We start from the raw sequence: 18,792 nt of genomic DNA on the forward strand, positions 1-18,792 counted from the left end.
GACGACAGGCCCTCAGCGGCCCGTTTGTGCGGTTGCGGCTCGGTGGTGGCAGCATGGGCCGTGTGACGGCTCCAGCACCCCTTGAGATCGAAAGCCCCGAGACGACGGAGGATGTCTCCGTGGTCCCCGAGCCGGACGTCCCCTGGATCACGCTCGTCCACAACGACCCGGTCAACCTCATGAGCTACGTGACGTACGTCTTCCAGAGCTACTTCGGCTACTCCAAGGAGAAGGCCACGAAGCTGATGATGGACGTGCACCACAAGGGGCGCGCGGTGGTCTCCACCGGCAGCCGCGAGGAGATGGAGCGGGACGTCCAGGCCATGCACGGATACGGCCTGTGGGCCACGCTGCAACAGGATCGGAAGTAAATGCCCGGCCACTTCGAGCCGATCCCGGGCGGCGGCGCGGCCGTCGCCCTCGACGACGTCGAGATCTCCATCATCCGCTCGCTCGCCGTCCAGCTCCTTGAGCTGATCGGTCCCGGGCCCGGCGGTGAGCTCTCCGACGACCCGCTCGCCGAACTCTTCGCCGACGGCCCCACCGAGCCGCCGACCGATGCGGTCCTGCGCCGCCTCCTCCCGGACGCGTACGGCGGCCCGGCCGCCGAGGGCGCCATGTCCACCGCCGACGCGGACGAGCTGCGCGCCTACTCCTCGGAATTCCGCCGCTTCACCGAGAACGACCTGCGGGCCGGCAAGCGCGAGGACGCCCTCGCGGTGGTCCGCTCCCTCGACTCGCTCGCCTCCTCCGCGGGCGACGGCGGCGCGGTCCTCAAGCTGTCGCCGGACGAGTCGGTCCAGTGGATGCGCGCCCTGAACGACCTGCGCCTCGCCATCGGCACCCGCCTCGACATCACCGACGAGGAGGACACCGACATCCTCTACCGGCTCCCCGACGAGGACCCGCGCAAGCCGATGGTGATGGCCTACCTGTGGCTCGGCGGGCTGCAGGAGACCCTGGTCGACACGCTGCTGCCGTAAAACCCCGCACGAGCGCCTCCGGATGATCGCCGAACTCCAGGTGTTCGCTCAGCGGTGTCTCAAATCCGCATAACGATCGCGTCACCGAGGCGACCCCCATTGCGGTTGCGAACCCCTTTTGTCCCCTTTTTCCAGTGGTCCGCGTCACACGCGCCTCGTCCGCGCACCGTGAACGGCGTGATAAATCTTCACGACCGCCCGACGGACGCCACCCCTGTCCGCCGGGGGCGCCCTTACCGGCCGACCGCCGGTAGGCACAGCTCCATCCATCCAGGGCCCAGGCCCCAAGGATCGTCACAGTCGATCCGAGCCGCGCACGGCACGGATCGGCATGGAGAAAGGCGCACCATCATGACCTCAGTGCAGGTCGACAAGCACAACGACGGCAATGAGGCCGTGAGCGACCCGGCCGAGGGCAGCGAGGGCTACCACCGCGGTCTCGGCTCCCGGCAGATCCAGATGATCGCCATCGGCGGCGCCATCGGGACCGGCCTCTTCCTCGGCGCGGGCAAGGGCATCTCCAAGGCGGGCCCGAGCCTCATCCTCGCGTACGCCATCGCGGGCCTCGTCATCTTCTTCATCATGCGGGCGCTCGGCGAGCTGCTCATGTACCGGCCCGTCTCCGGCTCCTTCTCGGAGTACGCGCGCGAGTTCATCGGCCCCTTCGCGGGCTTCGTCACCGGCTGGACCTACTGGCTGTTCTGGGTCATCACCGGCATGACCGAGGTGACCGCCGCCGCCACCTACATGACGTACTGGTGGGACATCCCGCAATGGGTGTCCGCCCTCGTCTTCACGATCATCCTCTACGGCGCCAACCTGATCTCCGTGAAGCTCTTCGGTGAGCTGGAGTTCTGGTTCTCCATGGTCAAGGTCACCGCCATCGTCGGCATGATCCTGATCTGCGCCGGCATCCTCACCCTCGGCTTCTCGGACGCCGGTGACACCGCGTCCGTCACCCACCTGTGGGACGAGGGCGGCTTCTTCCCGCACGGCATCGGCAACACCCTCATGACCCTCCAGATGGTCATGTTCGCCTTCCTCGCCGTCGAGCTGGTCGGCGTCACCGCCGGTGAGTCCAAGGACCCGAAGAAGGTCCTGCCCAAGGCCATCAACACCGTGCCGTGGCGCATCGCCGTCTTCTACGTCGGCGCCCTGATCATGATCCTGTCGGTCGTGCCGTGGACCAACTTCCAGCCCGGCGTCAGCCCCTTCGTCGCCGCGTTCGAGAAGATGGGCCTGGCCGCGGGCGCGGGCATCGTCAACTTCGTCGTGCTGACCGCCGCCCTGTCGTCCTGCAACTCGGGCATGTACTCCACCGGCCGCATGCTGCGCGACCTCGCGCTCAACGGCCAGGGCCCGTCCTTCTTCACCAAGCTGACCAAGAACGGCCTGCCGCTCATCGGCACGTCCGTCTCCGCCGCGATGATGCTGGTCGGCGTCTGGATCAACTACCAGTGGCCCGGCGAGGCGTTCAACTACGTCGTCTCCTTCGCCACCATCTCCGGCATGTGGGCCTGGATCGTCATCCTGATCTGCCAGATCCGCTACCGCCTGAAGTCCGACCGCGGGGAGCTGCCGAAGTCCGAGTTCCGCGCCCCGGGCGGCATCTGGGCGAGCGCCTTCTCGCTCGCGTTCATCGCGATGGTCATCGTCATGATGGGCATCGACAAGGACGCCCGGGTCTCCCTCTACGCGGCCCCGGTCTGGGGCGTCATCCTCGGCGTCTCCTACTTCTTCCTGCGCAAGCGCAACCCGCAGAGCGCGGCGTTCGCCAAGCGGGCCTGATCGCGTCCGATCACCCGGGTCTCACCAGGTGGGCCGTCGCGTACCGCACTCCGGTACGCGACGGCCCACCTGCTTATCCTGGCCGCATGCTGACGATTTCGAAGGACCTGTTCGACCGGATCGTGGAACACGCCCGCGCCGACCACCCCGACGAGGCGTGCGGCGTCGTCGCGGGACCGGTCGGCGAAGGCCGCCCCGAGCGCTTCATCCCGATGCTGAACGCGGCCCGCTCGCCCACGTTCTACGAGTTCGACTCCGGCGACCTCCTCAAGCTCTACCGCGAGATGGACGACCGCGACGAGGAGCCGGTGATCATCTACCACTCGCACACCGCCACCGAGGCGTACCCCTCGCGCACCGACATCACCTACGCCAACGAACCCGGCGCCCACTACGTCCTCGTCTCCACCGCAGACACCGACGACGCGGGCCCCTTCCAGTTCCGCTCCTTCCGCATCGTCGAGGGCGAAGTGACGGAGGAAGACGTCGAGGTCACGGCGTAAAGCACGGGCTGTCCCGACCCCCGGACGGAATCCGACCGCATGCTGAGATCACACTCGGGGATCCCGACCGGGAATCGTTACGATGAGCGCATGGTTTCCCACGACGTGAGCGAAAAGACGCCGGGCATGCTGCTCGTGGCGCGGCTGCACGTCGACCTGTGCCGCCTCGCCAGCGCCATCTGTCCGCGCTGAACCGCGACCCCGCGACCCCCGCGTACGGCCGGCCCGCCGGTACCGGGCGCCGCCGCGCGCCCACCCACACGACTTCCGACTCCTGACAGGAGCACCAGCATGGCCATCGAGGTCCGCATCCCGACCATCCTCCGCACCTACACCGACGGCGCCAAGGCCGTCGAGGGCAGCGGGGACAACCTCGCCGAGCTGTTCGCCGACCTGGACACCCGGCACGCCGGGATCGCCGCCCGCATCGTGGACGGGGGCCAGCTGCGCCGCTTCGTGAACGTCTACCTGAACGACGAGGACGTCCGCTTCCTCGACGGCATCAAGACCAAGCTCACCGACGGCGACAACGTCACGATCCTGCCGGCCGTGGCCGGCGGCGCGCGCTGAGCCGGACGTAGCGACTTATGCGTTACGACAGTCCGCTGGCCGCGGTGGGCAACACCCCTCTGGTGCGCCTGCCGCGGCTCTCGCCCTCCGAGGACGTACGGATCTGGGCGAAGCTGGAGGACCGCAACCCCACCGGCTCCGTCAAGGACCGCCCCGCGCTCCACATGATCGAGCAGGCCGAGAAGGACGGGCGGCTCACGCCCGGCTGCACCATCCTCGAACCCACCTCGGGCAACACCGGCATCTCCCTCGCCATGGCCGCCCGCCTCAAGGGCTACCGCATCGTCTGCGTCATGCCCGAGAACACCTCCCAGGAGCGGCGCGACCTGCTCGCCATGTGGGGCGCCGAGATCATCCCCTCACCGGCCGCGGGCGGCTCCAACACGGCCGTGCGCATCGCCAAGGAACTGGCCGGGTCGAACCCCGACTGGGTGATGCTCTACCAGTACGGCAACCCGGACAACGCGGGCGCGCACTACGCCACGACCGGCCCCGAGATCCTCGCGGACCTCCCCTCGGTCACCCACTTCGTGGCGGGCCTCGGCACCACCGGCACCCTCATGGGCGTCGGCCGCTACCTGCGCGAGCAGAAGCCCGACATCAAGATCGTCGCAGCCGAGCCGCGCTACGACGACCTCGTCTACGGCCTGCGCAACCTCGACGAGGGCTTCGTCCCCGAGCTGTACGACGCCTCCGTCCTCACCACCCGCTTCTCCGTCGGCTCCGCCGACGCGGTCACCCGCACCCGGGACCTTCTCCAGCAGGAGGGCATCTTCGCGGGCGTCTCCACGGGCGCGGCGCTCCATGCCGCGATCGGCGTCGGCAAGAAGGCGATCAAGGCGGGGGAGTCCGCCGACATCGTGTTCGTGGTCGCCGACGGTGGCTGGAAGTACCTGTCGACGGGCGTCTACACGGCGGCGACGACGGAAGAGGCGATCGAGGTCCTGCACGGCCAGCTCTGGGCGTGACCAGCACCAATATCAGCCCCTCCGGCGTTTGAGGAGCGGGGTCCGGGGCAGAGCCCCGTGGCCTCGGCTCCAGCCGGGCCGAGCTGGGCTATCCCAGATGCCGCACCCGGCGCCAGAGCGCCGAGTCCACCACACCGGCCCGCCGCCGAAAGTCCCGTACAGGAACTTCCCGCAGCTCATCGGTCTCAAGATAGCTGCGCCGCCCCCGGACGTCATCGACCGTGCCGGGCGGCAACGCGATCACCCCGGGCCGCTCCTCGTGATGCCGGCTGGTGATCTTCGCGACGAGCGCGGTGCGGCCGTGCAGGGACAGGACGAGGCAGGGCCGGTCCTTCTCCCCGGGCCCGTCCTCGTAGGGCACGAGCGCCCACCAGATCTCTCCCGGCCGGGGCCCTCCGGGCACCTCCGCGGACGGGGAGCGAAGCCGTCGCCGTCGCGAACCCCGGCCCCATCCGTCGACCAGTGTCGCGATCAGCGCGAGCAGCACGACGGCCGCCAGCGCGAGCCACCAGGACGTGTCCATGCAGACGACGGTACCGGTGGGGCGCGCGGGGCCGCGCACCGGGCGAACGCCGCCCGAACCGGTGACAGCGCAGGTGAGTTCGCCCACAACGGCCCGCGACGGAGGAGCGACCCGCCGTTTCGCGCCTTACGCTCGACGGACCCTCAGTCCCGTTCCCCACCCGCTTTCCGACCGCCAGCGCGGAGGTTCCGGCTCTTATGAAGCTCACCGTCGTCGGCTGCTCGGGGTCGTTCCCGTCCGCGGATTCGGCCTGCTCGAGCTACCTCGTCGAGGCCGACGGCTACCGGCTGCTTCTCGACATGGGCAACGGCGCCCTTGGCGAGCTGCAGCGCCACTGTGGTCTCTACGACCTCGACGCCATCTTCCTCAGTCATCTCCACGCGGACCACTGCATCGACATGTGCGCGTACTTCGTCGTCCGCTACTACCGCCACGACGGCGGCCGTTGCGACCCGATCCCGGTCTACGGTCCCGAGGGCACCGAGCACCGGCTGACCACCGCGCACGCGGACACGCCCTCGGCCTCCGCGTTCAGCGAGGTCTTCGACTTCCACACCGTGAAGCCGGGCTCGTACGAGATCGGGCCGTTCTCCGTACGGATGGAGAAGGTCTGCCACCCGGTGGAGTCGTACGCGATCCGTGTCGAGCACGGCGGGCGCTCCCTGACGTACTCGGGTGACACCGGGCCGTGCGCGGCGCTCGACGAACTGGCCGCGGACAGCGACCTGTTCCTGTGCGAGGCCGCGTTCACGCACGGCAAGGAGAACATCCCCGAGCTGCACCTCAACGGCCGCGAGGCGGGCGAGTCGGCCCAGCGCTCCGGCGCCCGCAAACTGGTCCTCACTCACATCCCCCCGTGGACGGACCCCCAGGTCAACCTGGTGGACGCGCGCGGCGTGTACGACGGTCCGGTGGAGCTGGCGGTGGCGGGGGCGACGTACGAGCTCTGACGCGGCGGCAGACACGAACGAAGGCCCGGAACCGAGACGGTTCCGGGCCTTCGTTCGTAAGCCTTTGTCAGGCAGGGGAGGTGCTCACGCCTTGGTGAGGTCCTCGATCTCCTCCTCGGGCTCGCGGCCCGGGGTCTTGAGGTCGAACTTGAGGATCGCGAAGCGGAACACCACGTAGTAGATGACCGCGAAGACCAGGCCGATCGGGATGATCAGCCATGGCTTGGTCGCCAGGTTCCAGTTCAGCGCGTAGTCGATGGCACCGGCCGAGAAGTTGAAGCCGTCGTGCACGCCGAGGCCCCAGGTGATGGCCATGGACGCCGCGGTGAGCAGCGCGTGGAGCACATAGAGGATCGGCGCGATGAACATGAACGAGAACTCGATCGGCTCGGTCACACCGGTCACGAAGGACGTCAGGGCGAGCGAGACCATCATGCCCATCACGGCCTTGCGGCGCTCCGGGCGGGCGCAGTGGGCCATCGCGATGGCGGCGGCGGGCAGACCGAACATCATGATCGGGAAGAAGCCGGCCTGGAACATACCGGCGGACGGGTCACCGGCGAGGAAGCGCGGGATGTCGCCGTGGATGACCTCGCCCGCGGAGTTGGTGAAGTCGCCGAGCTGGAACCAGGAGACGGTGTTCACGAACTGGTGCATGCCGACCGGGATCAGCGCGCGGTTGACGCCGCCGAAGAGGGCCGCGCCACCGGAGCCGAGATCGGTCATCCAGTTGCCGAAGTGCGTGATGCCGTTGCCGATGGGCTCCCAGACCAGGCCGAAGAAGACGCCGGCGACGATGCCGACGAAGGCCATGATGATCGGGACGAGGCGGCGGCCGTTGAAGAACCCGAGCCAGTCGACGAGCTTGGTGCGGTGGAACCGCTGCCAGAACACCGCGGCGAGCAGACCCATGATGATGCCGCCGAGGACACCCGGGTCGTTGTAGGTCGCGGCGACGTCGACACCCTTGTTGGCGGTCGTGTTGACGACGGCGTCGGTGACCGGGAAGGCCTGGAGGACCTTGCTGTAGACGAGGAAGCCGACGAGCGCGGCGAGCGCCGTCGAGCCATCGGCCTTCTTGGCGAAGCCGATGGCCACGCCTATGCAGAACAGGATCGGCAGGCTGCCGGTGATGGCGCCACCGGCGTTGTTGAAGACGGCGGCGACCTTGTCCCAGCCGAGGCCGTCCTCGCCGAAGATGTCGTTCTGGCCGAGGCGCACCATGATGCCGGCGGCCGGCAGGACCGCGATCGGCAGCTGCAGGCTGCGGCCCACCTTCTGGAGGCCCTGGAACAGGCCGGATCCCCGCTTCTTTGCGGGGGCCGCCGTAGCGCTGGCGGTGCTCATGAACTTCCTCCACGTGCTGGGGTGCTGCCGGGGACGGAAAGGAAAGAAGGGGGAGGGCAGCAGCCAGATGGTCTACACCACTCAGTGGTGTAGACCTGTTGTAACACGGTGAAGGCGAGATAAGGAACCCGCTCAAACTGTGGTGTGGAACATATGCGTCCGCTTCGGCTCAAACGTGCTCCGGGCCTGCGCCGGGCACCGGAAAAGGCCCCTGGACCAGTGGTCCGGGGGCCTCTCAGGCGGTGCGGCAGCGCCTACTTCGTGACGTCCTCGACCTCTTCCTCCGGCTCGCGGCCCGGTGTCTTCAGGTCGAACTTCGTGATCGCGAACCGGAAGACCACGTAGTAGACGACCGCGAAACACAGCCCGATCAGAATGATCAGCCACGGCTTCGTCGCGAGGCTCCAGTTGATCAGGTAGTCGATGAGCCCGGCGGAGAAGCTGAACCCGTCCTTCACCCCGAGCCCCCACGTCACCGCCATCGAGACACCGGTCAGCACCGCGTGGATCGCGTAAAGCACCGGCGCGATGAAGACGAACGAGTACTCGATCGGCTCGGTGATCCCCGTGACGAACGACGTCAGCGCCAGCGACAGCATCATGCCGCCGACCGCCTTGCGCCGCTCCGGCCGCGCACAGTGGTACATCGCGAGACACGCCGCCGGAAGCGCGAACATCATGATCGGGAAGAAGCCCGTCTGGTAGATGCCCGCGGACGGATCACCCGACAGGAACATGTTGATGTCACCGTGCACCGTCGTGCCGTCCGGCTTCGTGTACGAGCCGAACTGGAACCACAGCGGCACGTTCAGGAACTGATGCAGACCGATCACGAGCAGCGAACGGTTGGCGACGCCGAAGATGCCGGAGCCGACCGCGCCGAGGTCCTGCAGCCAGTTGGAGAAGCTCTCCAGGCCGTCACCGATCGGCGGCCAGATCCACAGGCAGAGCACCGCGAAGAGGATGCCGACGAACGCCATGATGATCGGGACGAGCCGGCGCCCGTTGAAGAAGCCGAGCCACGACACCAGCTTCGTACGGTGGTAGCGGACCCAGAAGAACGACGCCAGGAACCCCATGATGATGCCGCCGAACACCCCCGGGTTCTGGTACGTGAACGCGGCGACGACGCCGTCCGCGCCCTGACACCCCGTCGCCACCGACTTCGCGCCGTCCGGGCAGTCCTGCGGGAACTGGTGCAACACGCCCCGGTAGACGAGGAACCCCGCCACCGCCGCCAGCGCCGTCGAACCGTCCGCCTTGCGCGCCATGCCGATCGCGACACCGATGCAGAACAGCAGCGGCAGCCCGAGATCGGCGTCGAGCAGCGCGCCGCCCGCGCCCGCGAAGACCTTGGCCACGTTCGTCCAGCCGAGCCCGTCGTCGCCGAAGACGTCCGGCTGGCCGAGCCGGTTGACGATGCCGGCGGCCGGCAGCACCGCGATGGGCAGCTGCAGGCTGCGCCCCATCTTCTGGAGCCCCTGGAAGAAGTTCTGCCAGGGGCTCGGTCCGGACGCGGCGGCGGCGTTCGCACTCATGGGCGTCCTCTTCCTGGCATGGGCGTCCTCCCGGAACAAGCCACGTTTGGCGGCCGTTGGAAACTGGTGTAGACCAGTCGCGGAGCGGCTCGCTCCACCGGCTGGTCTTCGCTCGTCATCTTTCGGCACGAGCGGGACCAACGCCCGCGAAGATGGGCCAACCGTGGGTTACCGTGACATCGCGGCCCATACGGCGGGCCCGGTGTCAGGCTTGTGAACAACAGGGAGAACGAAATGGCCAGCAAGGCTGAGAAGATCGTTGCCGGGCTCGGCGGCATCGACAACATCGAAGAGGTCGAGGGCTGCATCACCCGCCTGCGCACCGAGGTCAAGGACGCGGACCTGGTCGACGACGCCGCGCTGAAGGCCGCCGGCGCCCACGGCGTCGTGCGGATGGGCACCGCCATCCAGGTCGTCATCGGCACGGACGCGGACCCGATCGCCGCGGACATCGAAGACATGATGTGACCCTCCCGTGAGGAGGCTCGCGCACGGGTCACCGCGAAGGCCGCCGCCCCACCGCACCAGGGGCAGGCGGCCTTCCGCGTCTCCGTGCCGGGCGGGCCCGACCGGCCCGATAGGCTCGCCCCATGTCTCGCATCGACGGCCGCACGCCCGAACAGCTCCGCCCGATCACCATCGAACGCGGCTGGAGCAAGCACGCCGAGGGCTCCGTCCTCGTCTCCTTCGGCGACACCAAGGTTCTCTGCACCGCCTCCTTCACCGAGGGCGTCCCCCGCTGGCGCAAGGGCAGCGGCGAAGGCTGGGTCACGGCCGAGTACTCGATGCTGCCCCGCGCCACCAACACCCGCGGCGACCGCGAGTCCGTCCGCGGCAAGATCGGTGGCCGCACCCACGAGATCAGCCGCCTCATCGGCCGCTCGCTGCGCGCCGTCATCGACTACAAGGCGCTCGGCGAGAACACCGTCGTCCTCGACTGCGACGTCCTCCAGGCCGACGGCGGCACCCGCACCGCCGCCATCACCGGTGCCTACGTCGCCCTCGCCGACGCCGTCTCCTGGGCCCAGGGCAAGAAGCTGATCAAGGCCGGGCGCAAGCCGCTCACCGGCACCGTCTCCGCCGTCTCCGTCGGCATCGTCGGCGGCGTCCCGCTCCTCGACCTCCGCTACGAGGAGGACGTCAAGGCCGACACCGACATGAACGTCGTCTGCACCGGCGACGGCCGCTTCGTCGAGGTCCAGGGCACCGCCGAGGCCGAGCCGTTCGACCGCGCCGAGCTCAACGCCCTCCTGGACCTGGCGGTCGCGGGCTGCGACGAGCTGGCGGAGGCCCAGCGCAAGGCGCTCGGCCTGTAAGGCGGGCCCTCCGCCCGATCCAGGTAAAGAAACCCCCAAGCGTGGCGGCAACCACCGCACCGCCAACCGCGTCACTACGTACGGGTGGACGGCACGCGACAGCGGCCGGCGCCGCGACAGCGACCGCCGTCCACCCGTCCGTACTTCAGGGGAGGACCGTTCCATGGCCGCGCGCCGCCACCGCCGTATCGCCGTAACCGTCGCCGCCGCGGCGCTGATCGCGGTCCCGGCCGCCGTCGGCTGCTCCGCCGTCGACAAGGCCCTCGACTGCGTCCAGACCGCCGACGCCATCGCCGACAGCGTCACCGACCTCCAGCAGGCCGTCGAGAACGCGGCGAACGACCCCGGCCAGGCGGACGAGGCCCTCGCCTCCATCGACACCAACCTCGACGAGATCGGCGACAAGACCGACAACGCCGACGTGTCCAAGGCGGTCGGCGACCTCAACAAGGCCGTGGACAACGTCCGTACGGCCATCAGGAACGGCGACGAGACCCCGGACGTCACCCCGGTCACGGACGCGGCGGGTGAACTGACGAAGGTCTGCACGCCGTAGCCCGCCGGGTCGCGACAGTGGTGGCGGCGATACTGGAGGGCATGACCCGCCTCATCCTCGCCACCCGCAACAACGGCAAGATCGTCGAACTCCGCTCCATCCTCGCCGACGCCGGGCTGCCCCACGACCTCGTCGGCGCGGACGCCTACCCCGACATCCCGGACGTCCGCGAGACCGGTGTCACCTTCGCCGAGAACGCCCTGCTCAAGGCGCACGCCCTCGCCAAGGCCACCGGCCTGCCCGCCGTCGCCGACGACTCCGGTCTCTGCGTCGACGTCCTCGGCGGCGCCCCCGGCATCTTCTCCGCCCGCTGGGCAGGACGCCACGGCGACGACAAGGCCAACCTCGACCTCCTCCTCGCCCAGCTCGGCGACATCGACGAGGACGACCACCGCGCGGCCCACTTCGCCTGCGCGGCGGCCCTCGCCCTGCCCGACGGCACCGAACGCGTCGTCGAGGGCCACCTCCGCGGCACCCTCCGCCACGCCCCCTCGGGCACGAACGGCTTCGGCTACGACCCGATCCTCCAGGTCGAGGGCGACACCCGTACGTGCGCGGAACTGACCCCGGACGAGAAGAACGCGATCTCCCACCGGGGGAAGGCGTTCCGGGCGCTGGTACCTGCGGTGCGGGAGCTGGTGGGCTGAGCGAGCCCCTAGGCATATGAAGAGGGGCGCTCCCGTACGGGAGCGCCCCTTCTGCGTGCGGTCGGAGGGACTCGAACCCTCACGGGATTTCTCCCACCGGGACCTAAACCCGACGTGACTGCCAATTCCACCACGACCGCGACTAAACGGACATTGCGCCTTCCCGGCACATGCCGCCTCGTCAGTGTACGGCGGCGCAGTCGCGGTACGGCCGAAAGGTCAGAACCTCGGTGCCGGAGCCTGGTTCTCCACCATTTCCGCTGCCTCCTCGTGGGTCTCCACCGAGGGCGGGGAGCCGTCCAGGGGCTTCTGGGCCGTTTCCTTCATGCAGGCGACCGCGATGACGCCGACCAGGGCCGCGGCCATCGCGTAGTACGCGGGCATCATGTCGGTGCCGGCCCAGGAGATGAGGGCCGTGATCACCAGCGGGGTCGTGCCGCCGAAGATCGAGGCGGAGAGGTTGTAGCCGACCGAGAGGGAGCCGTAGCGGACCTGGGTCGGGAAGAGCGCGGGGAGCGCCGCCGACATGGTGCCGAGCATGCAGACCAGGGAGAGGCCGAGCAGCAGCATGCCGATCGAGACGGCCCACAGGGCGCCGTTCTTGACCAGGAGGAACGCCGGGATCGAGGTGATGAGGAAGCCGAGCATGCCGGTCATGAGGAGCGGCTTGCGGCCGAAGCGGTCGGAGAGCTTGCCGACCTGGCTGATGATGCACATCAGGACGATCATCGTCGCGATGAGGATGAGGAGGCCGTGCGCCTCGGAGTAGCCCATCTCGTCCGACAGGTAGGTCGGCATGTAGGAGAGGAGCATGTAGTCGGTGATGTTGTACGCGCCGACGAGGCAGATGCAGAGGATGAGCGTCGGCCAGTAGTCGCGGAAGATCTTGGCGAGGTCGCCCTTGGCGGTGGTCTCGACCGTGGACGCCGCTTCCGTCGCCTTGTGCGCGGAGTTGTCCTCCAGCTTCTGGAAGGCCGGGGTCTCGTCCAGCCTCAGCCGCAGGTAGAGGCCGACGAGGCCGATCGGGCCCGCGACGAGGAACGGGACGCGCCAGCCCCAGGACTCCATGCCGTCGCTGCCGAGGATGGTGGTGAGGAGGGTGACCAGGCCCGCGGCGCCGACGTACCCCGCGAGCGTGCCGAACTCCAGGAAGCTGCCGAAGTAGCCGCGCCGCTTGTCGGGCGCGTACTCGGCGATGAACGTGGACGCGCCGCCGTACTCGCCGCCGGTGGAGAAGCCCTGGACCAGGCGGAAGAGGATCAGCAGGACCGGGGCCCAGAAGCCGATCGTGGCGTAGGACGGGATCAGGCCGATGGCGAAGGTGCCGATCGCCATCAGGATCATCGTCATCGCCAGAACCTTTTTGCGGCCGATCTTGTCACCCATCGGGCCGAACACCATGCCGCCGATCGGGCGGACGAGGAACGACACGGCGAAGGTCGCGAACGACGAGATCAGCTGGACCGTGTCGTTCCCGGAAGGGAAGAAGACGTGGCCGATGGTGACCGCGAGGTAGGAGTAGATCCCGAAGTCGAACCACTCCATGGCGTTGCCGAGCGAGGCCGCCTTGACCGCCCGCTTCACCGCCGCGTCGTCGGTGACGGTGATGTCGGTGCGGCGCAGGGGCGGGTTCTTGCGCCGTCTGACAGCGCGGAACAGCGCCCGGTGACGCTTGACCGCCTCCGGGTCGGGCAGTGTCTGCCCTTCCTCGGTGTCGCTGGACATGGCGGTTGGTCCCTTCTCTGGACTTCAAACACTTCCGAAGGGATCACTTGCTCGATGGTGACGATCGCAAACGGAAGTCCCCGGTGAGGGGACTTTCGTCACAGCGCCGGCCGCCCGCTTACCCGGGTGCGGTGCCCGGAACCCGTCAGATGCCCAGGTCCTTGATGATCTTCGCCACGTGGCCGGTCGCCTTCACGTTGTAGAAGGCGTGCTCGACCTTGCCGTCCTCGTCCACGACGACCGTCGAGCGGATGACCCCGGTGACGACCTTCCCGTACAGCTTCTTCTCCCCGAAGGCCCCGTACGCCTCGAGGACCTTCTTCTCCGGGTCGCCGACCAGCGTGACCTTGAGGTTCTCCTGCTCGCGGAACTTGGCGAGCTTCTCCGGCTTGTCGGGCGACACGCCGATGACGTCGTAGCCCGCCCCGGCGAGCAGGTCGAGGTTGTCGGTGAAGTCGCAGGCCTGCTTGGTGCAGCCGGGGGTGAGCGCGGCCGGGTAGAAGTAGACGATGGTCTTGCGGCCCTTGTGGTCGGCGAGGGAGACCTCGTTGCCGTCGGCGTCGGGCAGGGTGAAGGCGGGCGCGGTGTCGCCGGGCTGCAGTCGCTCACTCATGTCGCTCGTGATCTCCTCACGGGTGGGGTTTGGCACGAGGGTAATAGGGGTGCCGTGGGGTGGTGTCGGCGCTTAGCTGACAGACTGTCCCCCAGCCGTAACCCAGGACAGCAAGCGGATGCACAGCGACCACGGAGGCAGCGCGGTGTCGGACACGTCAGAGACGTCGGATACGCCGGACACGCGGACGTCGGCGCAGATCGAGGCGGACATCAAGCGCCGCCGCGAGACCTTGGCCGAGACGCTCGACGAGATCGGGGTGCGGGTGCACCCGAAGACGATCGTCGGCGACGCGAAGGCCAGGCTGGCGTCGAACGTCGATCACACCCTCGGACGGGCGTACGTCGGTGCCAACCGGCTCGTCTCGGACGTGAAGAGCCAGTTCGTGGCCGAGGACGGCGCGCCGCGCCTGGGCCGGATCGTGCCCGCCGCGCTCGTCGTGGTCGGGCTCGTCGGGCTCGTCACGGTGACCACGAAGCGCCGCAAGGGCTGATCGGCGGGCGGCGGCGGACGACCGGGGCCGACCCGGAGGCGTACAAGGGGCCGTGAGGCAGGTAGGTTCGTCGCCGTGAGCGCCAAGAAGGATTTGCCCAGCACCCCACACGACGACAAGCTGCCGATCCGCATGCTGCACGACCGCGTGCTCGTCCGCCAGGACACCTCGGAGGGCGAGCGGCGCAGCGGCGGCGGCATCCTGATCCCCGCGACGGCGGCGGTCGGCAAGCGCCTCGCCTGGGCCGAGGTGGTCGCGGTCGGGCAGAACGTGCGGACGGTGGAGGCCGGTGACCGGGTGCTTTACGACCCGGAGGACCGGGCGGAGGTCGAGGTGCGCGGGACCGCGTACGTGCTGATGCGCGAGCGGGACCTGCACGCGGTGGCCGCCGACCGCTTCGAGGGCTCGGAGGACTCGACGGGGCTGTACCTGTAGCCCCACCTCCTCCCAAGTAGCCCGTTTGGGCGTTTTGTCCGTTCCCGTTCGTGCTTTGCTATCGTGGATCAGACCCGACGAGACGCGCCGTACCGGGCTACGCAAAGACGACGCACCCCTGTTGAGAACCACTGACGGAGGTGCCAGTCATGGCCTGGATCCTGATCGTGATCGCCGGACTTCTCGAGGTCGCCTGGTCGATCGGCATGAAGTACACGGACGGCTTCACCCGGCTGTGGCCGAGCCTGTTCACCGGCGCCGGGATCGTCGCCAGCATGATGCTGCTGTCCTACGCGGCGAAGACCCTGCCCATCGGTACCGCGTACGGCGTGTGGGTGGGCATCGGCGCGGCGGGCGCGGCCATCGTCGGGATGCTGATCCTCGGCGAACCGGCCACGGCCGCCCGCGTCTTCTTCATCGCGCTGCTCATTGTGGCCATCGTCGGCTTGAAGGCGACGTCAGGTCACTGAGCGGCCCGGCGCCGCCGTCACCGTCGGGGGCGCCGCCCTCGCCGGTGACGCCGCCCAGGTCGGCGCCGTCCATGCCCGGCGCGTTGTCGAAGGCGCCGCCGCCGTCCTCGGGGCCGCCGTCGTCCGCCGTGCCGTCCGTCCGGCCCTGCGTCGGGTTCCCGGTCTCGCCTTGCGAGGCGCCCCGGTCCTCGGCGCCGTCCGTACTGTCCGCGCTGTCCGTGCCGCTGGGGCTCGACGTCCCGGTGTCGGACTCGCCGGGGGAGGAGGCGGGCGCGGAGCCGGTGGCCGAGGGGGCGGTCGCGGACGGGGCGGTGGTGCGCTCCGGGTCGTCGTCCACGCCTTCGAGGTCGAAGTCGGCCGGCGCGCTGCCCGCCAGGGCCTTCTTCGTGAACTGGGCCCAGATCTGCGCGGGGAAGCCGCCGCCGTTGACGCGCGGCTGGCCCCCGACCCCGTAGAGCGGGGTGTGTGCGCCGGTGTCCGGGTTCTGGCCCATGACCGAGACGACGGTCGCCAGGTCCGGGGTGTACCCCGCGAACCAGGCGGCCTGGTCCTCCTCGGCGGTGCCCGTCTTTCCGGCGGCGGGCCGTCCGGCGGCGCGGGCGGCGGTGCCGGTGCCGCCCTCGACGACGGAGCGCAGCACCGAGGTGGTGGCGTCGGCGGCCGCCCGGTCGACGACCTGCCGGGTGCTCGCCTTCGGCAGTTCGACGGCGGTGCCGTCCTTCGTGATGGAGCCGAGCAGCGTGTACGTGGTCCGCCTGCCGTGGTTGGCGAGCGTGGCGTACGCCTTGGTCATGTCGAGGACGCTGGCGGTGGCCGTGCCGAGCGCGATCGAGGGGTACGGGTTGAGGTCGGGCGTGTTCCGCGGCAGGCCGAGGGCGATCGCCGTCCGCCTGACCGCCGCCGGGCCGACGTCGACGGCCATCTGCGCGTACACGGCGTTCACCGACTTGTCGGTGGCGGTGCCGACGGTGATGCGGCCGTAGCTGCGCCCGTCCTCGTTCTCGGGCGCGTACGGGCCGCCCTTCCAGCCCTGCACGGGCCGCTTGTTGGTGCCGTCGTACTCGGTGTCCGGATCGATGGCGCGGCCGTCCTGCGTGGTCGCGCCGTTCTGCGCGGCGGACGCGAACACGAACGGCTTGAACGTGGAACCGACCTGGTAGTCGCGGCGTGTCGCGTTGTTCACGTACTGCTTCGTGTAGTCGATGCCGCCGTACATCGCGAGGACCTTGCCGGTGGCGGGGTCGATGGCGGCGCCGCCCGCGCGCACGTTGCGGTCGGCCTTGCGGCCCTTTCTGTCGACCTTCGCCATCAGCTGGTCGTCGACGGCGGCCACGAACGCGTCCTGCTTCTTCCTCTGCAGGGTGGTCGTGATGCGGTAGCCGCCGGACGCGAGCGTGTCCTCGTCGAGGATGCCCTGGCCGGTGATCGCGTCCTTCACGGCCTGGACGACGTAACCGCGCTGCCCGGACAGGCCCGCGGCGCCCTTCTCCTCGTCCGGGACCGGGAACTCCAGCGCGGAGCGCTCCGTGGTGGACAGCCACCGCTCCTTGACCATGCCGTCCAGGACGTAGTTCCAGCGGGCGACGGCGCGCGCCTTGTTCTCCGGGTGCGTGACCACGTCGTAGGAGCTGGGAGCGTTCAGGAGGGCGGCCAGGTAGGCGCTCTGGGCGACCGTCAGCTTCTCCACGTCGACGCCGTAGTACGCCTGGGCCGCGGCCTGGATGCCGTACGCGTTGCGCCCGAAGTAGCTCGTGTTGAGGTAGCCCTCCAGGATGTCGTCCTTGGACTGCTCGCGGTCGAGCTTGATGGAGATGAAGAACTCCTTCACCTTGCGCGTGACCGTCTGCTCCTGCGCCAGGTAGTAGTTCTTCACGTACTGCTGCGTGATCGTCGAGCCGGACTGCTTGCCCTTGCCGGTGACCGTGTTCCAGGCCGCGCGCAGCATCGCCTGCGGGTCGACGGCGGACTCGCTGTAGAAGTCGCGGTCCTCGGCGGCGAGCGCGGCGCGCTGGGTCCGCTTCGGGATCTGGGCGAGCCGTACGTTCTCGCGGTTGATCTCGCCGTCGCGGGCGATCTGGGTGCCGTCGGCGTACAGGTACACGTTCGACTGGGCCGTCGCGGTCGAGTTGGCGGCCGGGATGTGCACGAGGTGGTAGCCGAGCGCGAACAGGCCCACGCACAGCAGGACGGCGAGGACCAGCCCGCCGAGCAGCATCCGCCACGTGGGGATCAGCCGCCGCCAGCCGGTGCGCCGGGGCCGCCCGCGCTTGGCCCCCGCGTCCTTCTCGTTCTCCCGGTGCTCCTCGCTCTCCCCGTGCTCCTCGCTCTCCCCGTGCTCCTCGCTCTGCTCGTTCTCCTCGTCCTTCGTGCCCTCCGGCGGGGACGCGTCGCTGCTCATGCCCTGGGGAACTCCTGATTCGCGTCGTACGTCACGTTCGCCTCGTATGACACATAAGCCTCCTACATCCCACCGAAAATGCGTGGCAGGCGGAGCCCGCACTGGACTAAGCTCCTGCGCTTCGGCCGAGAACAGGGGACGGGATGCACGCAGTACGGCTGTACGCCGCCGTCGCCGCCGGGGCCTTCCGGCGCTACGCCACCTATCGCGGAGCGACCTTCGCCGGGGTCTTCACCAACACCGTCTTCGGGCTGATCATCGCCTGCACCTACATCGCGCTGTGGGACGAGCGCCCCCACCTCGGCGGCTACGACCAGGCGCAGGCGCTCACCTTCGTCTGGGTCGGCCAGGCCATGTTCTCCGTAATGATGCTCGGCGTGCCCTCCGGGTTCGAGGCCGAGCTGGCGGCGCGGATCCGCACCGGTGACATCGCCGTCGACCTCTACCGCCCGGCCGACCTGCAGTGCTGGTGGCTGGCGCAGGACCTGGGGCGGGCGGTGTTCCAGCTGCTCGGGCGCGGCGTCGTGCCCATGGCGATCGGCGCCCTCGTCTTCGACCTCGCGCTGCCCGCGGACGCGTCGACCTGGCTCGCCTTCCTCGTCTCCGTCCTCCTCGGGATGCTGGTCAGCTTCGCGCTGCGCTACCTCGTCGCGATGTCGGCGTTCTGGCTGATGGACGTGAGCGGAGTCGCCCAGATGTACGGCGTCACCGCCACGTTCTTCTGCGGGATGCTGCTCCCGCTCAACGTCTTCCCCGGTGCCATCGGCGACATCGCCCGCCTCCTGCCCTGGTCGGCGCTGCTCCAGGTGCCCGCCGACGTCCTGATGGGCACGCACGGCGGGCGCGGGGTGCTCGGCAGCTGGCTGTTCCAGGCGGCGTGGGCCGCGGCGCTGCTCGGCGTGGGACGCCTGCTGCAGGCGACGGCCACACGGAGGGTGGTGGTCCAGGGTGGTTGAACCGCTCGTCCGG

22 protein-coding genes, 1 tRNA gene and 1 riboswitch are annotated in these 18,792 nt (G+C 69.2%); of the genes, 16 read left to right on the forward strand and 7 right to left on the reverse strand.

What is annotated here, in order from left to right; genetic code table 11:
• Window positions 1-53 precede the first annotated feature (53 nt).
• The 7 genes from clpS (at window position 54) to N5I75_RS20960 (ending at window position 4,812) form a co-directional block, all read left to right on the forward strand.
• Window positions 54-371 (forward strand): ATP-dependent Clp protease adapter ClpS, encoded by a 318-nt coding sequence (gene clpS / locus N5I75_RS20930; protein ID WP_398202611.1) that lies wholly within the window; start codon window positions 54-56, stop codon window positions 369-371.
• Entirely contained in the window at window positions 372-983 is a 612-nt protein-coding gene (locus N5I75_RS20935; RefSeq protein WP_476679410.1) for a DUF2017 domain-containing protein, read from the forward strand.
• Window positions 984-1,334: 351 nt separating this feature from the next.
• Window positions 1,335-2,771, forward strand: coding sequence for an amino acid permease (locus tag N5I75_RS20940; RefSeq protein ID WP_476679411.1), 1,437 nt, complete (start codon window positions 1,335-1,337; stop codon window positions 2,769-2,771).
• An 86-nt stretch (window positions 2,772-2,857) separates the two neighbouring features.
• Window positions 2,858-3,274: a M67 family metallopeptidase gene (locus N5I75_RS20945; RefSeq protein ID WP_476679412.1), complete on the forward strand. Its 417-nt coding sequence runs from the start codon at window positions 2,858-2,860 to the stop codon at window positions 3,272-3,274.
• Between the two features lie 90 nt (window positions 3,275-3,364).
• Window positions 3,365-3,466: a putative leader peptide gene (locus N5I75_RS20950; protein WP_323179532.1), complete on the forward strand. Its 102-nt coding sequence runs from the start codon at window positions 3,365-3,367 to the stop codon at window positions 3,464-3,466.
• Between the two features lie 99 nt (window positions 3,467-3,565).
• Entirely contained in the window at window positions 3,566-3,844 is a 279-nt protein-coding gene (locus tag N5I75_RS20955) for a MoaD/ThiS family protein (RefSeq protein ID WP_476679413.1), read from the forward strand.
• 17 nt (window positions 3,845-3,861) lie between these two features.
• Window positions 3,862-4,812 carry a PLP-dependent cysteine synthase family protein gene (locus tag N5I75_RS20960; protein WP_476679414.1) on the forward strand — a complete coding sequence of 317 codons (951 nt, stop codon included), beginning with the start codon at window positions 3,862-3,864 and terminating at the stop codon, window positions 4,810-4,812.
• Between the two features lie 88 nt (window positions 4,813-4,900).
• Here the strand turns inward: N5I75_RS20960 and N5I75_RS20965 are convergent, their stop codons facing one another.
• A complete protein-coding gene (locus N5I75_RS20965) occupies window positions 4,901-5,335 on the reverse strand; it encodes a type II toxin-antitoxin system PemK/MazF family toxin (RefSeq protein WP_476679415.1) in 435 nt (144 codons plus the stop codon).
• Window positions 5,336-5,532: 197 nt separating this feature from the next.
• Here N5I75_RS20965 and N5I75_RS20970 point away from each other — a divergent pair, with 197 nt between their 5' ends.
• Window positions 5,533-6,285 (forward strand): MBL fold metallo-hydrolase, encoded by a 753-nt coding sequence (locus N5I75_RS20970; protein WP_476679416.1) that lies wholly within the window; start codon window positions 5,533-5,535, stop codon window positions 6,283-6,285.
• Window positions 6,286-6,369: 84 nt separating this feature from the next.
• Here the strand turns inward: N5I75_RS20970 and N5I75_RS20975 are convergent, their stop codons facing one another.
• Window positions 6,370-7,632 carry a PTS transporter subunit EIIC gene (locus N5I75_RS20975; protein WP_476679417.1) on the reverse strand — a complete coding sequence of 421 codons (1,263 nt, stop codon included), beginning with the start codon at window positions 7,630-7,632 and terminating at the stop codon, window positions 6,370-6,372.
• A gap of 254 nt (window positions 7,633-7,886) precedes the next feature.
• Window positions 7,887-9,170 carry a PTS transporter subunit EIIC gene (locus N5I75_RS20980; RefSeq protein ID WP_476679418.1) on the reverse strand — a complete coding sequence of 428 codons (1,284 nt, stop codon included), beginning with the start codon at window positions 9,168-9,170 and terminating at the stop codon, window positions 7,887-7,889.
• A gap of 234 nt (window positions 9,171-9,404) precedes the next feature.
• On the opposite strand from N5I75_RS20980, the gene N5I75_RS20985 reads away from it, so the two are divergent.
• From N5I75_RS20985 to rdgB, 4 genes are all read left to right on the forward strand, one after another.
• Complete coding sequence (locus N5I75_RS20985; protein WP_394433673.1) at window positions 9,405-9,638, forward strand: PTS sugar transporter subunit IIB; 234 nt, start codon at window positions 9,405-9,407, stop codon at window positions 9,636-9,638.
• Window positions 9,639-9,760: 122 nt separating this feature from the next.
• A complete protein-coding gene (gene rph, locus N5I75_RS20990) occupies window positions 9,761-10,486 on the forward strand; it encodes a ribonuclease PH (RefSeq protein WP_476679419.1) in 726 nt (241 codons plus the stop codon).
• 163 nt (window positions 10,487-10,649) lie between these two features.
• Window positions 10,650-11,042 carry a hypothetical protein gene (locus N5I75_RS20995; protein WP_476679420.1) on the forward strand — a complete coding sequence of 131 codons (393 nt, stop codon included), beginning with the start codon at window positions 10,650-10,652 and terminating at the stop codon, window positions 11,040-11,042.
• A gap of 41 nt (window positions 11,043-11,083) precedes the next feature.
• A complete protein-coding gene (gene rdgB, locus N5I75_RS21000; protein ID WP_476679421.1) occupies window positions 11,084-11,689 on the forward strand; it encodes an RdgB/HAM1 family non-canonical purine NTP pyrophosphatase in 606 nt (201 codons plus the stop codon).
• A gap of 56 nt (window positions 11,690-11,745) precedes the next feature.
• Here rdgB and N5I75_RS21005 read toward each other — a convergent pair.
• The 3 genes from N5I75_RS21005 to bcp all read right to left on the reverse strand — a co-directional run bounded on the left by N5I75_RS21005 (window position 11,746) and on the right by bcp (window position 14,027).
• Window positions 11,746-11,829 (reverse strand) — tRNA-Leu (locus tag N5I75_RS21005).
• Window positions 11,830-11,908: 79 nt separating this feature from the next.
• Window positions 11,909-13,414 carry a glycine betaine/L-proline transporter ProP gene (proP, locus tag N5I75_RS21010; protein WP_476679422.1) on the reverse strand — a complete coding sequence of 502 codons (1,506 nt, stop codon included), beginning with the start codon at window positions 13,412-13,414 and terminating at the stop codon, window positions 11,909-11,911.
• A 145-nt stretch (window positions 13,415-13,559) separates the two neighbouring features.
• Window positions 13,560-14,027, reverse strand: a complete 468-nt coding sequence (gene bcp / locus N5I75_RS21015; RefSeq protein WP_398202654.1) for a thioredoxin-dependent thiol peroxidase — start codon at window positions 14,025-14,027, stop codon at window positions 13,560-13,562.
• A gap of 145 nt (window positions 14,028-14,172) precedes the next feature.
• Here bcp and N5I75_RS21020 point away from each other — a divergent pair, with 145 nt between their 5' ends.
• The 3 genes from N5I75_RS21020 (at window position 14,173) to sugE (ending at window position 15,425) form a co-directional block, all read left to right on the forward strand.
• Window positions 14,173-14,520, forward strand: a complete 348-nt coding sequence (locus tag N5I75_RS21020) for a DUF3618 domain-containing protein (RefSeq protein ID WP_476679423.1) — start codon at window positions 14,173-14,175, stop codon at window positions 14,518-14,520.
• Between the two features lie 132 nt (window positions 14,521-14,652).
• Complete coding sequence (locus N5I75_RS21025) at window positions 14,653-14,955, forward strand: GroES family chaperonin (RefSeq protein WP_398202945.1); 303 nt, start codon at window positions 14,653-14,655, stop codon at window positions 14,953-14,955.
• 52 nt (window positions 14,956-15,007) lie between these two features.
• A riboswitch (guanidine-III (ykkC-III) riboswitch) is annotated at window positions 15,008-15,072 on the forward strand.
• Between the two features lie 32 nt (window positions 15,073-15,104).
• Complete coding sequence (gene sugE / locus N5I75_RS21030) at window positions 15,105-15,425, forward strand: quaternary ammonium compound efflux SMR transporter SugE (RefSeq protein WP_476679424.1); 321 nt, start codon at window positions 15,105-15,107, stop codon at window positions 15,423-15,425.
• Here the strand turns inward: sugE and N5I75_RS21035 are convergent.
• Window positions 15,382-17,823, reverse strand: coding sequence for a transglycosylase domain-containing protein (locus tag N5I75_RS21035; RefSeq protein ID WP_476679425.1), 2,442 nt, complete (start codon window positions 17,821-17,823; stop codon window positions 15,382-15,384). The two genes, sugE and N5I75_RS21035, sit on opposite strands and share 44 nt — an antisense overlap.
• A 143-nt stretch (window positions 17,824-17,966) precedes the next feature.
• Between N5I75_RS21035 and N5I75_RS21040 the strand changes: the two genes are divergently transcribed.
• Window positions 17,967-18,779 carry an ABC transporter permease gene (locus N5I75_RS21040; protein ID WP_476679426.1) on the forward strand — a complete coding sequence of 271 codons (813 nt, stop codon included), beginning with the start codon at window positions 17,967-17,969 and terminating at the stop codon, window positions 18,777-18,779.
• Window positions 18,780-18,792 lie beyond the last annotated feature (13 nt).

Source organism: Streptomyces sp. R818, from assembly GCF_056172735.1.

Coding starts and splice junctions, on each gene's coding strand:
- clpS (WP_398202611.1), top strand. CDS start 54: ATGGGCCGTGTGACGGCTCCAGCACCCCTTGAGATCGAAAGCCCCGAG.
- N5I75_RS20935 (WP_476679410.1), top strand. CDS start 372: ATGCCCGGCCACTTCGAGCCGATCCCGGGCGGCGGCGCGGCCGTCGCC.
- N5I75_RS20940 (WP_476679411.1), top strand. CDS start 1,335: ATGACCTCAGTGCAGGTCGACAAGCACAACGACGGCAATGAGGCCGTG.
- N5I75_RS20945 (WP_476679412.1), top strand. CDS start 2,858: ATGCTGACGATTTCGAAGGACCTGTTCGACCGGATCGTGGAACACGCC.
- N5I75_RS20950 (WP_323179532.1), top strand. CDS start 3,365: ATGGTTTCCCACGACGTGAGCGAAAAGACGCCGGGCATGCTGCTCGTG.
- N5I75_RS20955 (WP_476679413.1), top strand. CDS start 3,566: ATGGCCATCGAGGTCCGCATCCCGACCATCCTCCGCACCTACACCGAC.
- N5I75_RS20960 (WP_476679414.1), top strand. CDS start 3,862: ATGCGTTACGACAGTCCGCTGGCCGCGGTGGGCAACACCCCTCTGGTG.
- N5I75_RS20965 (WP_476679415.1), bottom strand. CDS start 5,335: ATGGACACGTCCTGGTGGCTCGCGCTGGCGGCCGTCGTGCTGCTCGCG.
- N5I75_RS20970 (WP_476679416.1), top strand. CDS start 5,533: ATGAAGCTCACCGTCGTCGGCTGCTCGGGGTCGTTCCCGTCCGCGGAT.
- N5I75_RS20975 (WP_476679417.1), bottom strand. CDS start 7,632: ATGAGCACCGCCAGCGCTACGGCGGCCCCCGCAAAGAAGCGGGGATCC.
- N5I75_RS20980 (WP_476679418.1), bottom strand. CDS start 9,170: ATGAGTGCGAACGCCGCCGCCGCGTCCGGACCGAGCCCCTGGCAGAAC.
- N5I75_RS20985 (WP_394433673.1), top strand. CDS start 9,405: ATGGCCAGCAAGGCTGAGAAGATCGTTGCCGGGCTCGGCGGCATCGAC.
- rph (WP_476679419.1), top strand. CDS start 9,761: ATGTCTCGCATCGACGGCCGCACGCCCGAACAGCTCCGCCCGATCACC.
- N5I75_RS20995 (WP_476679420.1), top strand. CDS start 10,650: ATGGCCGCGCGCCGCCACCGCCGTATCGCCGTAACCGTCGCCGCCGCG.
- rdgB (WP_476679421.1), top strand. CDS start 11,084: ATGACCCGCCTCATCCTCGCCACCCGCAACAACGGCAAGATCGTCGAA.
- proP (WP_476679422.1), bottom strand. CDS start 13,414: ATGTCCAGCGACACCGAGGAAGGGCAGACACTGCCCGACCCGGAGGCG.
- bcp (WP_398202654.1), bottom strand. CDS start 14,027: ATGAGTGAGCGACTGCAGCCCGGCGACACCGCGCCCGCCTTCACCCTG.
- N5I75_RS21025 (WP_398202945.1), top strand. CDS start 14,653: ATGCTGCACGACCGCGTGCTCGTCCGCCAGGACACCTCGGAGGGCGAG.
- sugE (WP_476679424.1), top strand. CDS start 15,105: ATGGCCTGGATCCTGATCGTGATCGCCGGACTTCTCGAGGTCGCCTGG.
- N5I75_RS21035 (WP_476679425.1), bottom strand. CDS start 17,823: ATGAGCAGCGACGCGTCCCCGCCGGAGGGCACGAAGGACGAGGAGAAC.
- N5I75_RS21040 (WP_476679426.1), top strand. CDS start 17,967: ATGCACGCAGTACGGCTGTACGCCGCCGTCGCCGCCGGGGCCTTCCGG.